Here is a 13938-nt window from a genome sequence, read left to right on the forward strand (position 1 = left end):
TGTTACGATAAAATATCGAGATAAATTTTATCCGCATGATTGTAGCGAATATCAGCCCCAATGTTACCCCTTTACTAATACTTTATTTTCTTGTTTGACCTCTTCCATAACCACATAGGTTCTTGATTCATCAACCCCCGGCATCATTAACAGGGTTTCACCCAATAATTTGCGGTAAGCGCGCATATCCGGCACCCGTGCTTTTATCAGGAAGTCGAAGTCACCCGCCACCAAATGGCATTCAAGAATTTCATCCGTTTTACGTGCAGCCTCGCTAAATTCGGCAAAAGCGTCGGCTGAGGTTCGGGTTAAGGTAATTTCAACGAAAACCATCAGGTTTGCACCTAACTTAGCAGGATTAATCCGGGCATGATAACTTTCAATTACTTGTTCCCGCTCTAGCTTACGCACACGCTCCAGGCAAGCAGTCTGGCTAAGCCCTACACGCCTTGCCAGTTCAACATTCGACATGCGTCCATCATCCTGCAAAAGCCGCAGGATCTTCCTGTCGGTTTTATCAATAGTGACTTCTGCTGGTTGTTCGGCGTTAAACATAATAAATCTCTAAATAAGTAATTAAAATTAGTATATCACACCAAAAAATAACTTAAAAAAAGTAAGTCATGCACTGTTGTTTGCGTCTATAATTTGCGCCAAATAATTCCCCCTTAAACACGAAATTGTAAGAGGCAGATAATGTTAATTGGTGTACCAAAAGAGATTAAAAACCACGAATACCGTATCGGCTTAACTCCAGCAGCCGTGCGTGAATATGTGGAAAACGGCCATGACGTCATCATTGAAAATAACGGTGGTGCAGCAATAGGCTTCACAAACGAGCAATATATGGAAGCCGGTGCAACTATTATTGATACACCAGAAGAGATTTTTCAGCGCGCCGACATGATTGTTAAAGTAAAAGAGCCTCAGCCAAACGAATGCAAAATGCTTCGCGAAGGCCAAATTCTTTATACTTTCCTTCATTTAGCACCAGACCCAACTCAAACTGAGTTACTGGGTAAAGCGGGTTGTACTGCTATTGCTTACGAAACGGTCACCGATAACCGTAACGGTTTGCCTCTTTTAGCTCCTATGAGTGAAGTTGCCGGGCGTATGTCAATTCAGGCAGGCGCTCACTATTTAGAAAAAGCACATGGTGGCAGCGGCACCTTATTAGGTGGTGTTCCTGGCGTAGCACCGGGTAAAGTACTTATCATTGGCGGCGGTGTTGTTGGTACTAACGCTGCGAAAATGGCTATTGGCCTGGGTGCTGAAGTCACTATTTTAGATCGTTCTCTGCCTCGCTTACGTGAACTGGACGATATTTTTGCCGGCCGTGTACAAACTGTTTACTCAACCGTTGATGCTATCGATAAATACTCTCGTGAAGCTGACTTAGTGGTGGGTGCGGTTCTTATTCCAGGCGCCGCGGCACCGAAACTGCTGACTCGTGAAAACATCAGCAATATGAAGCCGGGCTCAGTACTGGTAGACGTTGCAATTGATCAGGGCGGCTGCTTTGAAACATCAAAAGCAACCACGCATCAGGACCCTGTTTACATTATTGACGACGTTGTTCACTACTGTGTGGCAAACATGCCGGGCGGTGTAGCACGTACCTCTACTATTGCACTGAACAATGCAACCTTGCCTTATGGTATTGCATTAGCAAATAAAGGCGTGCAAGCCATGCTCGAAAACGAGCACCTGTTACGCGGCCTGAACATGCATAAAGGTAAAATTACCTACAAAGCCATTCACGATGATCTTGGTCAGCAGTTAGGTCTGGATTACCAGGACCCTCGCGAAGCGCTTCAGGCGTAATAGCCGGTTGTTCTGAATAAGCCCGTGAACAAAAGTTTGCGGGCTTTTTTATTGGCAGTTCTTGTTCGCTAAGCTTGTAAACCCTACAATCAACCCCCATAGCTAAAGAACGAACAATCAAAAACGCATTAATGGAGTTTTTCTAATGGCTGAAGCCAAACACTGCAAGTTACTTATTCTGGGATCAGGTCCTGCTGGCTATACAGCTGCAGTCTATGCTGCACGTGCTAATTTAAACCCGGTTATGGTAACGGGCATGCAACAAGGTGGTCAGTTAACCACCACAACCGACGTTGAGAACTGGCCGGGCGACGCCGAAGGTTTAACCGGACCCGACCTTATGGTCCGTATGCAAAAGCACGCTGAGCGCTTTGATACCGAAATTGTGTTCGACCATATTAGCAGCGTCGACTTTTCCAAGCGCCCTTTTCAGTTAAAAGGTGACGTTGGTGAGTACACCGCAGACTCAGTCATTATCAGCACTGGCGCCTCAGCTAAATACTTAGGCTTAGACTCAGAAGAAGCCTTTATGGGTAAAGGCGTTTCAGCTTGCGCAACATGTGACGGCTTTTTCTACAAAAAGCAAAAGGTCTGCGTTGTCGGCGGCGGTAATACTGCGGTTGAAGAAGCGTTGTACCTTTCAAACATTGCCAGCGAAGTGCATGTTATCCACCGTCGTGACACTTTCCGGGCGGAGAAAATTCTGGTCGACCGTCTGCATGAAAAAGAGCAGAACGGTAATGTCACTTTCCATCTGAACAAAACCTTAGATGAAGTGCTGGGTGACGATGCTGGTGTTACTGGCGTGCGTATTAAAGATACGCAAGGCGGTAGTACCGAAGAGCTGGAAGTTGCGGGCTGCTTTATTGCTATCGGCCACCAGCCTAATACCGGTATTTTTGACGGTGAACTGGAAATGCAGGACGGTTACATTCAGGTGCAGAGCGGGCTTCAGGGCAATGCGACTGCAACCAGTGTACCGGGCGTTTTTGCAGCCGGTGACGTAATGGATCATATTTACCGTCAGGCAATTACCTCTGCCGGTACTGGCTGTATGGCCGCGTTAGATGCCGAGCGTTACTTAGACGCACTGACTAAGTCTTAGTCTTTTAACGTGATTGTTCAGCTTGATCCGGCATCAATCAGTTTTCCACCCGCAGCGACCGCTTTGCATGAGCCCAATGGGCTACTCGCTGTCGGTGGAGATTTATCGCCGGGTCGGCTGATACACGCCTATCAGCAGGGAATATTTCCCTGGTTCTCAGAAAATGACCCAATTCTGTGGTGGTCCCCTAACCCCAGAGCTGTATTTTTCCCCGACCAAATCCATACCAGCCGCTCTTTAGCTAAAACCAATCGTAAGCCAAACTGGCAAATGAGCATTAATCGTAACTTTGCTGAAGTTGTTCGTGCCTGCGCAGACGAACGCGCCGACAAAGAAGGTACCTGGATAACGGAAGAGATGATTGAAGCTTATTGCAAGCTTCATCAGTTAGGTTACGCCCATTCGGTCGAAATTTGGTTCGACAATGAACTTGCAGGTGGCTTGTACGGTATTTCAGTAGGCCGTGCTTTCTGCGGGGAAAGTATGTTTCACTACAAAACCGACGCGTCAAAAATAGCCTTGTTACGTTTCGCTCAATATTTTAAAAAGCATGGCGGCCAGCTAATTGATTGTCAGGTGGGTAATCCGCATTTATTTTCATTAGGTGCTGTTAACCTGCATCGGGAACGTTTTTTAATGAAGCTCAATATTGCGCAACAACAAAAGATGCCAGATACTTTTTGGCAAGCTCGTGAGCTTCCTCTACCTGGAGAACTCTAGTGCAATTTGGCGTGACGAAAGAGAGCCAGTGTCACTATTTAACCGACCAGGAAGAGCGACTTGTTGTTGCCCTGCCTAATGATCTTGAAAACCTTAATGCAGACGCGTATCAACAACTCATGCAATACGGCTTCCGGCGCAGCCATAATGAGGTTTACCGTCCGCACTGCCGGCTCTGTAGTGCTTGTCAGTCGCTCCGTGTGGTCGTGCCTGAGTTTCGCTTTAGTAAAAACCAAAAACGAATTCTAAAAAAGAATGACGACTTAACGCTGCAGATTAAACAGCAGCCGGAAGCCGAATACAGTCAATTGTTTTCGCAGTTTATTGAACAACGACACGCGGATGGGGAAATGTACCCACCCGACCCGGACAAATTCTGGAACTGGATAGATTGCGACTGGTTAACTCCCGAATTATTAGAGTGGCGCAATGCCAGCAATGAGTTAATGATAGTTTCGGTAGTTGATCGCACTGTTGACGCAATGTCCGCGGTCTATACCTTTTTTCATCCCGATGAGGAAAAGCGTTCGCCTGGCACTTACGCTGTATTAGAAATGATCCGGCTGGCTCAGGAGCGAAAAGTTGCCAGACTCTATTTGGGTTACCAAATTGATGACTGCAAAAAGATGAATTATAAGACTCGATTTGCCCCATATGAACGACTGGTTGGCAATCATTGGAAAAAAGAGCTAAAATCGCACACACTTAAAGCTCAAAACAAAGATTAGAGGATTTTAATGGCGAAAGAAGACAGTATTGAGATGCAGGGAACGGTTCTTGACACCCTTCCTAACACTATGTTCCGAGTAGAATTGGAAAATGGTCACGTAGTTACTGCCCATATCTCAGGAAAAATGCGTAAGCACTATATCCGCATCCTGACCGGCGATACCGTGACTGTGCAGTTAACTCCTTACGACCTGACCAAAGGCCGCATCGTCTTCCGCGCACGTTAATCCGCACTGAGGATTAAAAAAACCGGCTTCATTTAATGAGCCGGTTTTTTCATTTCTGCCGAAGACTTATTAACCTTCTACGGTTTCATTCTTGCTGTCGTAATCAAATTGCAGTCCGTCCTTGCCATCAGCAGTCACTTTCACGCTGCCGCCACTGGCCAGTTTCCCGAACAGAATTTCGTTGGCTAAGGTTTTCTTCAGGTGTTCCTGAATAACCCGGCTCATTGGACGGGCGCCCATTTCCTTATCGTAGCCTTTTTCAGCAATCCAGGCATGAGCAGAAGGGTCAACCTCAAGCGATACACCTTTTTTGTCTAACTGAGCCTGCAGTTCACAAATGAATTTATCGACGACCTGCTCCAGTACTTCCGGTGTCAGATGGTTAAACCACACAATACCGTCCAGGCGATTACGAAACTCCGGAGTGAAAATATTATTAATTTCCGCCAGCGCATCGAAGCTGTGATCCTGCTGTTTAAAGCCAATAGACTTACGCACAGTTTCACGAACGCCCGCATTGGTTGTCATAACAATAATTACGTTACGGAAGTCAGCTTTACGACCGTTATTGTCCGTTAAAGTGCCGTTATCCATTACCTGCAACAGAATGTTAAATACATCGCTGTGGGCTTTTTCCAGCTCATCTAACAGCAACACACAATGCGGTTGCTTGATTACCGCGTCGGTCAATAAACCGCCCTGCTCATAGCCTACATAACCCGGAGGCGCACCAATCAGGCGACTGACCGCATGGCGTTCCATGTATTCCGACATATCAAAGCGCACCAGCTCAATGCCCATAGCTTTCGCCAGTTGCTGTGTTACCTCGGTTTTACCAACACCCGTTGGTCCGGCAAAAATAAACGAACCTATTGGCTGGTTATCGTTGGCAAGACCAGAACGCGACAACCGTATAGCACCAGTGAGCTTATCAATAGCTTCATCCTGACCAAACACCACCATTTTCAGGTTACGATCCAGCTGCTTCAGTAAGTCCTGGTCGGACCGGGAAACTGACTGTTCCGGAATACGGGCTATTTTGGCGATAATGGTTTCAATATCCGACACCCCGACCGTTTTACGGCGTTTGGACGGCGGCAATAAACGCTGGGAAGCACCGGCTTCATCCATTACATCAATGGCTTTATCAGGCAAATGGCGCTCATTAATGTATTTAGCAGAGAGCTCCGCTGCCGCTTTAATCGCCGGCTGCGTGTAACGAATACCATGATGGCTTTCGTAACGCTCTTTTAAGCCCATTAGAATTTTAGTGGTGTCTTCTACTGAAGGCTCCACCACATCCACTTTCTGGAAGCGGCGAACCAGCGCTCGGTCTTTTTCAAAAACATTTTTGAATTCATTGTACGTAGTGGAGCCAATGCACTTAAGCTGCCCACTTGAAAGCAACGGCTTAATTAAATTAGAAGCATCCAGAACGCCACCGCTGGCAGCTCCGGCACCAATAATGGTATGAATTTCGTCAATGAACAGAATCGCGTGCTCTTTTTCCTGCAGTTCTTTTAAAAGCATTTTAAAGCGCTTTTCAAAGTCGCCACGATATTTAGTGCCCGCCAGCAAGTCGCCCATGTCCAGTGAATAGATGGTGGCATCCGCGAGTATCTCCGGTACTTCACCTTTAATAATGCGATAAGCCAGGCCTTCTGCAATAGCGGTTTTACCCACACCGGCTTCGCCTACTAGCAAAGGGTTATTCTTACGACGGCGGCAAAGAATTTGCGCACACCGTTCCAGCTCAAAATCGCGGCCAATTAGAGGGTCAATTTTGCCTTCCTTTGCCTGCACATTAAGATTGGCACAAAAGCGCTTCAAGTAGCTCTCTTGCTCTTCACCACCCTTAACGGCCTCTTCTTCCGCCATTTCTTCGTCCATAGGCTCATCGTCATCGATACGAGAAATACCATGAGAAATGAAATTAACGATATCCAGTCGGGTAATATCGTTTTTACTTAGCAGATAGACGGCTTGAGATTCCTGTTCACTGAAAATGGCAACCAATACATTGGCGCCCGTTACCTCAGCGTTACCGGATGACTGAACATGAAATACCGCGCGCTGCAAAACTCGCTGAAAACCAAGCGTAGGTTGAGTGTCCGGACTTTCTTCTTCCGGACCAAACAGCGGCGTACTGCGGTCAATATAACTTAACAGTTCTTCTTTCAGTTGTTGAAAGTTTGCCCCACAAGCTCGAAGCGCTTCCGATGCATCAGGGTTATCCAGTAATGCAATTAGCAAGTGTTCAACTGTCATCAATTCATGATTACGTTCGCGCGCTAGCCGAAACGCATCGTTTAGCGTTAATTCAAGGGCTTTATTCAACATAGACCACTCCTTACCAGCCAACCCGGATCATTCTTGCTCCATGGTACACAATAATGGATGCTGATTTTCCCGAGCATACTGATTTACCTGTACTACTTTAGTTTCGGCGATTTCCGCAGAATATACACCGCAAACGGCCTTTCCTTTATAATGCACCTGTAACATGGTGTCCGTGGCGCGCTCCTGATCCATCTTAAAAAATCTCATCAATACTTCAATCACAAAATCCATAGGGGTGTAATCGTCATTATTAATAATGACCTTATACATGGATGGTGGCTTGAGCTCCTGCTTTTCCTCTGTATCGCTAAGGTGCTGGTGATCAAACTGACTCATTTATTAACAACCTGCCATAATAATAGTTTTAAATTTACCAGAAAATATAAAAAAACAACCAAAATATTAACAATCAAGGTTATTTTTTGAACTTTAGGGCTTGACTAATCACTCACGTCACCTAGAGTTAAACATGGTGCTAAATCGGCGATTTTTCAAGCCACCGCACCTAATAATAATAAACTATCTATCTGTTGCAGAAGAAGGATGTAGAAGTATGGCTACCGGAAAAGTCAAATGGTTCAATAATTCGAAGGGCTTCGGCTTTATCGAAAGCGAGGACCGCGAAGGTGATATTTTCGCTCACTATTCAACCATTGAAATGGAAGGCTATCGCACACTTAAAGCGGGGCAACCCGTAGAGTTTGAACTCGAAGAAGGCCCCAAAGGCTTGCATGCCAACAACATTGTTCCCGGCGCTGCCGATAAATAACATCGGCTAAACCAAACAATTTAAGTACTTTCAAAACGCCGGCTTGTCCGGCGTTTTAATTTACTTAATCACTTCAACTAACTATCTATACCAAAATAACGCCGTAATTGATCACGTAAATTTGGCGGAGTTCCATTAATTGTTAATGTATCCGTCGCCGCGTCATAGTGCACTCTCTCTCCCAGGGCTGTGTGATCAAAGCCAACGCTGACTCCTCCACCTTGTCCCTGAAACTTAACCAACTTACGTAATGTCGACTTATCTGCCGGAAAGTCATCGACTAATTCGCGTGAATTCTGTTCAGCAAAATCCTTTGAGAAACTCTCGAAGCTCTTTTCTACCGGGTACTGCTCTGCAAATTGCTCTGATAGATCTTTGATTTTTACCGTGTCGCCCTGCTTCCATTGGTCGTCACAATACTCATAAGCCGCTTTGTTCAGAGCTTGGCGTTGTTCCGTTTCCAGTTCCGACTGTTTCGCATATTCTTGAACCGAATCGACTAACTGTTGTGTGTGCGCTTTTGAGTTTAAACGCTCAGTGCACCCCAGAAAATCGAGGAAGAAATCTGAAACCTTGCGACCGGCGCGTCCTTTAATAAAAGAAATGTACCGCTCACTTTCCGGAGATGTTTTCCACTCGGTTAAATCAATACGAGCCGCCAATTGGACTTTTGTTATATCTAACTGCGACGAGCGGTCAACAGCCAGCTCAGGGTTTATTGTTACCCCTTCTTTAACGGGTAAAAAGCATACCAATAAATACTCGGTGCTAATGTGTTGGTAGCGTGTGACTAACAAAAAGCCCGCTTCTAACAAGTTATAGTTTTGCAGTTGTTCCAGCAATAGTTTGGCAGACTGTTGGCTGAACTCGACAAAGTCCAGCTGCCCGTCATACCAGGAGGTTAAATGCTCAGGAAAAGGACCGGGCTCGCCCTCTTCTTCATCTTTAAGAAAACTCGCATAACCTTTTGCCGGTTTGCTGGTATACACATCCGTTAATTCGACTAACAAATCGTGCAACTGGTCATCTTCCGTTAACGCCAAAGGAGCCAACCGAAGCCCTACTTGTCCGTCATTTTGATAAAACTGGTGAATAATGCTTTCTTCTATCCGCAATTGCATAACGGGGACTATCCTTGCTGTTTTGCTGTGTTACTATAATGCCATTGTAACACGGGACTGACGAACGATGGGAAAGTACCAACGTAGGGATAAAATTGCCCGATTAATAAGCTGGGGACATTGGTTTACCTTTGCCAATATCGTCCTGTGCCTGTTTATTGGACTTTTGTATATTGAAGCGGCCCCGAAGCCCTCCACGGCTATCGGTAATCTCTACATGCTTGTCAGCTGGATAGGTCACTTTGCCTTCCTGCCGTTCGTATTCTTCATAATTCTGATATTCCCGTTTTGCCTGATAGTACCTTATTCCAAAATATTACGTGGCTTTGCCGCCCTGATAGCCTCATTCGGTCTAATAGCGCTTATCGCCGATGCGCTGTTCTTTCGTCAGTACGGGTATCATTTAAATACCTATTCTATGGCGCAAATGACCCGCGATGCAGAAGCGGTTTTCACAGGGGCCAGTTTCGTTATTATTTCCGGTGTTCTGTTAGGTTTCTTATTAACTGTCGGAATACAGCTGCTGTTGGCTAACCTCGCGTGGAAACGTCTGGAAGACTTACAACAGCGGAAAATTGGTGCCCCGGTTACAGCCATTTTCCTTTTATGCTTTTTCGTTAGCCACAGTATTCATGTTTGGGCTGACGCGGTGTTGTACGACCCTATTACCCAACAAGACGATATGTTCCCGTTGTCCTATCCTACAACGGCTAAAACATTAATGGCTAAACACGGAGTCATTGATGTTGAAAGCTACCAGGCCAGACAACAAATGCTGATGGCTACCGATAAAATAAAACTTAAGTATCCCCAGCACCCGCTTTTATGCTCTAAAATAGACTCTCAGCAGTCAACAACTCTGATTCTATTCGAACGTAGCAGTAGCAAAATTCAGAAAGAACTGGAAACTCTGGCAGCCAAACATCAACTAGAGCGGCCGGAGCTTAAACTACTGGCTCATCCGAACCGCGACGGCGGATTATTTCAGGTACTTTATGGCTTGCCCGACTTTTATCAGGAGTCCATTGAGCGACAGCAGCTTAAACCCGCTTACCTTAAGCCGCTTAACGACTTTAATTTTGATGTGCGCTGGTATCACAGCGAAAACTGGAACGACTCTCTGCGTTTAAGTCAGTTTCATTCCGACTGGCAAAGCCAGGAGCTGGCAGAGTTTCGCGCTCATCCGCAAAACCAAATTAATGTCATTTTAATTGCTGAAGACGATATTTCTACTTTAGATAAAGTGCTTCAGCAAACCGGAGACCAACAACTGCTTCTCACGGCCTTGTCTCCTGCGCAAAGTGAAGAGTTATTGGGTAACAAGCAGTTTGCGCTTGAAAACATGCAGGTTCCCCTTTGGCAGCGAGATTACCAGTTGGCAGACCAACCTATAGCCGGACTTATGGATTTGGTTCCAACCATGCTTGAAGATCGTATCTCCTGCGCTGGTTCTCATAAAAATTACACCAATGGCGAAAGCTTGCAGACATCTAAGCGTCGTTGGCCGCTGGTTGAAACCTACAGTCCTTATATTGTTATTTACGACCAGAAAGAGATTACGATTTTAGATAATAGTGGTCAGTTTAGCGTATACAGCAGCAACGATTTTGAACTGAAAAAACAGGCCGAACCGCCCGTCCCGGTGCTTATCGACGCACTGAAAGATTTAAAACGCTTTAGCGAAACTGAAAACAAGGAGTAATTGTCGAAAATAGCAGCAGTCGAGCACCGGAGGGCGTGTTGAGACTTGCTAATTCGGCTTAATCCAGTAACATAGCAGTCCTCGGTCGGCGTGTGGCGCAGCTTGGTAGCGCACTGTCATGGGGTGTCAGGGGTCGGAGGTTCAAATCCTCTCACGCCGACCAATTCTTCTCTTAAAGTCCCTTACAAAATCAGCACGTTATAATCCCCCCCCTCTATGCCTGATATGTTTCAGTAGGAATGTTCCTTTTCTCTAAATGTAGCAATAGTGTAGCATCCTGTTTTGGGGCTAAATATTGAAATTAATCATACGAACATCTGGTAACCGAACTAACTCTCATTACTAAAAAATGCCCTCCGGTCCCTGTTTCTCAGAGAGATATTCAAGAATACAGAACTTAAATCATACCCCCTCTTTATAAGGCATCTGTCTTTTGCTTTTTCTCTCACTGGTCTTCGACTCAAAACTAAGCTAAATTGGTGTTTAAATTCGTTGGAATAGAGGGTATTCACTTGGCAAATAGTTCCAACATACTCATAGGCAGCTCCGTAATATTCATTTGTGCTCTGATACTAGCAGTGGTTGGTGTGAGCTTGTGATTGTATGTATCCAAAAGGGATAAAGACTCGGATAACGATTAGAGTTACTTACGGCATTTGGGGTTTAACAAGCCTTTTTAAATCTAATACGCTGCAAGTTTTCTATAAAAGCTACTTAGCTTGCGAATTTTTACTTTTAAAAGGTTTAAGGGAATAAAAATGAGTAGATGGATTGAAAACTTCGAAAATCACCCATTTCAGGCAAAGTGGGCAGAAATACTAGAAGCATCAAATGCACTGATAATTGACGACTCCTCTATAACTACGGAAGTTCAAGAACTCTCTAGATTTAAGAAAGCAGTTACTTATGTCAATGAATTGCTACAGTCTATTGATCCAGAACTCACTCCAGAACAAACCTGGGCAAATTTTGATGGACAAGCACAAAACTGCCTTCAAAGGTTGAGGAATTATCAATCGGATCGAAATGTAGGTCATATCAGGAATGCGAATACTCACGTTGATAATCTCTTAACCTACATTCGTCCTTATCAGGTAACTGCGTCCGCTCAAGCAAAGTCTGCGAAGAGATCTTATACAGAATATTCAAAAACCATTAAACAGCACTTATCAAGTTTTCATGATACCGCGAATAGCCTGTTAGAAGATATTAAAGTGTTAAGAGACAGTGATGCTGCGGAAACAGTCAGTAAACTCAATGAACTACTCGATGAAAGCCAAATCGTTCTACATAATTCTAGAGATATTGAATATGAGATAGAGTCTTTTCGAACACGTCTTCTGGTTGATACGGATGAAGCGGATAGCGTAGAAAAGCAAGTTGATGAGCTAGTCACTCAACTTGAGGAGTCAAGCCGGAAAATCAATGAATTTAAGGCTCAGTTACTTGAAGGGGATGACGACGAACCGTCTATTGCTTATGAAATTAAAGAAGCAAAACAGGCAGCTACTGACGATAGTACGGAAATAGAAAAACTTCTATCTGACACCAAAAATAGGCTCTCCCAGTTTCATGATTATTATTCTGAGGTTTTCGGTTCTGCTGATGAAAACGGCAACCGAGAAGGCGGTTTAAAAAGCGAGCTTGAACTGAGGAAAAAAGAGCTAATTGATTTTGAGGCGGTTCAGAAAAAAAGGTATGAAGAGCTGAATTCTGAAATTAATAGCCTTATTCCTGGCGCTACAACTGCTGGATTGGCGACGGCTTACAAAGAGTTAAAAAACCAATTCTCTGGCCCAATCAAAACATATACATGGGTATTCTTCGGCTCAATAGCACTCATAGCTGCTGTTGCTCTATTCACGGTTGATGCAACAAGCTTTTCAGAGCTGTCGAATAACTTTATCAACCGTTTACCTATTTATATACCATTAATTTGGATAGCCATGTTTTCGTCTAAAAGAAGAAATGAAGCACACCGGCTACAACAAGAATATGCTCATAAAGAGGCTATCGCTAAGTCTTACCAAAGCTTTAAGATGCAAATAAATAACCTCAATGATAACGATGACGCAATGATGAAGCAGCTATTAGCAGCCGCAATCAAGGCTATTTCTCGTAACTCTTCAGAAACCCTTGATAATGCGCGCAGCGATGGTTCTCCAGCTCAAGAAACCATCGAGAGTTTAAAGGTTGCAGGTAAGTCTACAAAGTAGAGGATCCAACAACTAACACTCAGAGAGTGTTAATCATAAGTATTGATTATGGAGTAACTGGTAAGCGCTATTGTAGTTACTTACTATTTATAAAACACTTTACCTTCTTACAAAAGCGATAAACCCATCAAACAACCATATAACAATTTAAGGGGCTCGATCTATGGAGATTATTACGATAAAGGAAGTAATAATGCTTGCTATAGCATTGTATGGCGCAGCTCTCTCCACTTACTCATATAACCGAAACAGAGTTAAAATCGAGTTGCATACTGCATGCGTGATAATGGCTTTGACTGATAACGGTGATGCTTTGAAGCCAATGGGAGTAATTAAGCTATCAGTAAAAAATAAAGGTCAATCTAGCTGCTACGTTGAAAAGCTTGGTTTAGTAGACTCTTTTGGCAAGTTTCTACCCTTAGATATACTTGATGGCATTGATGCCCCTAGCGAGGTCCAACCAAACTTTAGCGATGGTAAAATAACAAGTATATCCAGAACAAACTCTAGAGAAGGTTCGTTAGTGGACGATAGGGAAGTAAAACCAAACTCTAAATCTTCTGCTTTTTTCAAAGCCGACTCACTGGAAGGTATTGTGGAAGAATTCGGTGCTGATAAAGTTTATGCCTATGTAGAGTGTTCAGGCATTTCCAAGAAGAAAGAGTTAGATTACTCAGGACTCCTAAAACTAGATAAAGATAAAAATTAACAGAAGAGATTGAGTTAAATAATATTAAAACTACACTTCAACGTTAAAAGAATAAACCTAGGCCTTACTCTAAGGTGAGGAGCCCTGCTTCTTGCGCTCCATTTGAATATCTAGTCCATCTCTTATTTTTGCCTTGCATTCAAGCGCTATATTTCGAGCAGTATCTATATCAACCTCGTGGAGGTTACCAATTCGGAAGTTAGCTGTTCGAACAGGCTTAGTGCGAGTTCGATAAAAAAGATATAAGACTTTTGAACGGACACAGGCGTTATTCGCCTTTCCTAAACGGACATGCAGACCCTTAATCTCCGGATCGTTTATTCTATAAACTCCATCTTCAACGTTGTTCAGAAGTGTCTTTGTGAGCTTCTTTGTAATTGAACGCGAGTCCTTACCGAAACTCAAACTGCGACTTCTACTTCCGGCCTCTTCTTTATGTTGCAAGTTCATAACCGTCTCCCAAGCAAATGTTTCAT

The 13938-nt window shown here is 44.2% G+C and carries 14 protein-coding genes and 1 tRNA gene; 10 read left to right on the forward strand and 5 right to left on the reverse strand.

The window, feature by feature from the left end; all coding sequences use genetic code 11:
- Positions 1-63 precede the first annotated feature (63 nt).
- Positions 64-555 carry a leucine-responsive transcriptional regulator Lrp gene (gene lrp / locus ACP7H9_RS02030; protein WP_011233921.1) on the reverse strand — a complete coding sequence of 164 codons (492 nt, stop codon included), beginning with the start codon at positions 553-555 and terminating at the stop codon, positions 64-66.
- A 141-nt stretch (positions 556-696) separates the two neighbouring features.
- Here lrp and ald point away from each other — a divergent pair, with 141 nt between their 5' ends.
- The 5 genes from ald (at position 697) to infA (ending at position 4605) form a co-directional block, all read left to right on the forward strand.
- Entirely contained in the window at positions 697-1824 is a 1128-nt protein-coding gene (gene ald / locus ACP7H9_RS02035) for an alanine dehydrogenase (protein ID WP_110013079.1), read from the forward strand.
- 145 nt (positions 1825-1969) lie between these two features.
- Complete coding sequence (gene trxB, locus ACP7H9_RS02040; RefSeq protein WP_439222129.1) at positions 1970-2929, forward strand: thioredoxin-disulfide reductase; 960 nt, start codon at positions 1970-1972, stop codon at positions 2927-2929.
- Positions 2930-2938: 9 nt separating this feature from the next.
- Positions 2939-3649: a leucyl/phenylalanyl-tRNA--protein transferase gene (aat, locus tag ACP7H9_RS02045; protein ID WP_439222130.1), complete on the forward strand. Its 711-nt coding sequence runs from the start codon at positions 2939-2941 to the stop codon at positions 3647-3649.
- Entirely contained in the window at positions 3649-4377 is a 729-nt protein-coding gene (locus ACP7H9_RS02050; protein ID WP_439222131.1) for an arginyltransferase, read from the forward strand. Before aat ends, ACP7H9_RS02050 begins: the two co-directional genes overlap by 1 nt.
- 9 nt (positions 4378-4386) lie before the next feature.
- Positions 4387-4605, forward strand: coding sequence for a translation initiation factor IF-1 (infA, locus tag ACP7H9_RS02055; RefSeq protein ID WP_008489926.1), 219 nt, complete (start codon positions 4387-4389; stop codon positions 4603-4605).
- A gap of 69 nt (positions 4606-4674) precedes the next feature.
- On the opposite strand, the gene clpA is transcribed toward infA, so the two are convergent.
- Both clpA and clpS read right to left on the reverse strand, forming a co-directional pair.
- On the reverse strand, positions 4675-6945 hold the full coding sequence (clpA, locus tag ACP7H9_RS02060; RefSeq protein ID WP_011233926.1) for an ATP-dependent Clp protease ATP-binding subunit ClpA: 2271 nt from the start codon (positions 6943-6945) through the stop codon (positions 4675-4677).
- 27 nt (positions 6946-6972) lie between these two features.
- Positions 6973-7281 (reverse strand): ATP-dependent Clp protease adapter ClpS, encoded by a 309-nt coding sequence (gene clpS, locus ACP7H9_RS02065; RefSeq protein ID WP_011233927.1) that lies wholly within the window; start codon positions 7279-7281, stop codon positions 6973-6975.
- 217 nt (positions 7282-7498) lie between these two features.
- Here clpS and cspD point away from each other — a divergent pair, with 217 nt between their 5' ends.
- Positions 7499-7714, forward strand: coding sequence for a cold shock domain-containing protein CspD (cspD, locus tag ACP7H9_RS02070; RefSeq protein ID WP_011233928.1), 216 nt, complete (start codon positions 7499-7501; stop codon positions 7712-7714).
- A gap of 77 nt (positions 7715-7791) precedes the next feature.
- Here cspD and yejK read toward each other — a convergent pair whose 3' ends face one another.
- Entirely contained in the window at positions 7792-8835 is a 1044-nt protein-coding gene (yejK, locus tag ACP7H9_RS02075) for a nucleoid-associated protein YejK (RefSeq protein ID WP_439222132.1), read from the reverse strand.
- A 67-nt stretch (positions 8836-8902) separates the two neighbouring features.
- On the opposite strand from yejK, the gene ACP7H9_RS02080 reads away from it, so the two are divergent.
- From ACP7H9_RS02080 to ACP7H9_RS02095, 4 genes are all read left to right on the forward strand, one after another.
- Entirely contained in the window at positions 8903-10537 is a 1635-nt protein-coding gene (locus tag ACP7H9_RS02080; protein ID WP_439222133.1) for a DUF3413 domain-containing protein, read from the forward strand.
- A gap of 86 nt (positions 10538-10623) precedes the next feature.
- Positions 10624-10700: transfer RNA gene (locus ACP7H9_RS02085), tRNA-Pro, on the forward strand.
- A 595-nt stretch (positions 10701-11295) separates the two neighbouring features.
- Positions 11296-12753 (forward strand): hypothetical protein, encoded by a 1458-nt coding sequence (locus tag ACP7H9_RS02090; protein ID WP_439222134.1) that lies wholly within the window; start codon positions 11296-11298, stop codon positions 12751-12753.
- A gap of 163 nt (positions 12754-12916) precedes the next feature.
- Positions 12917-13462, forward strand: a complete 546-nt coding sequence (locus ACP7H9_RS02095; protein ID WP_439222135.1) for a hypothetical protein — start codon at positions 12917-12919, stop codon at positions 13460-13462.
- Between the two features lie 69 nt (positions 13463-13531).
- On the opposite strand, the gene ACP7H9_RS02100 is transcribed toward ACP7H9_RS02095, so the two are convergent.
- On the reverse strand, positions 13532-13912 hold the full coding sequence (locus ACP7H9_RS02100) for an integrase arm-type DNA-binding domain-containing protein (protein WP_439222136.1): 381 nt from the start codon (positions 13910-13912) through the stop codon (positions 13532-13534).
- Positions 13913-13938 lie beyond the last annotated feature (26 nt).

Origin of the sequence: Idiomarina sp. ST20R2A10 (assembly GCF_051842345.1) — a bacterium.
GTDB lineage: Bacteria > Pseudomonadota > Gammaproteobacteria > Enterobacterales > Alteromonadaceae > Idiomarina > Idiomarina loihiensis.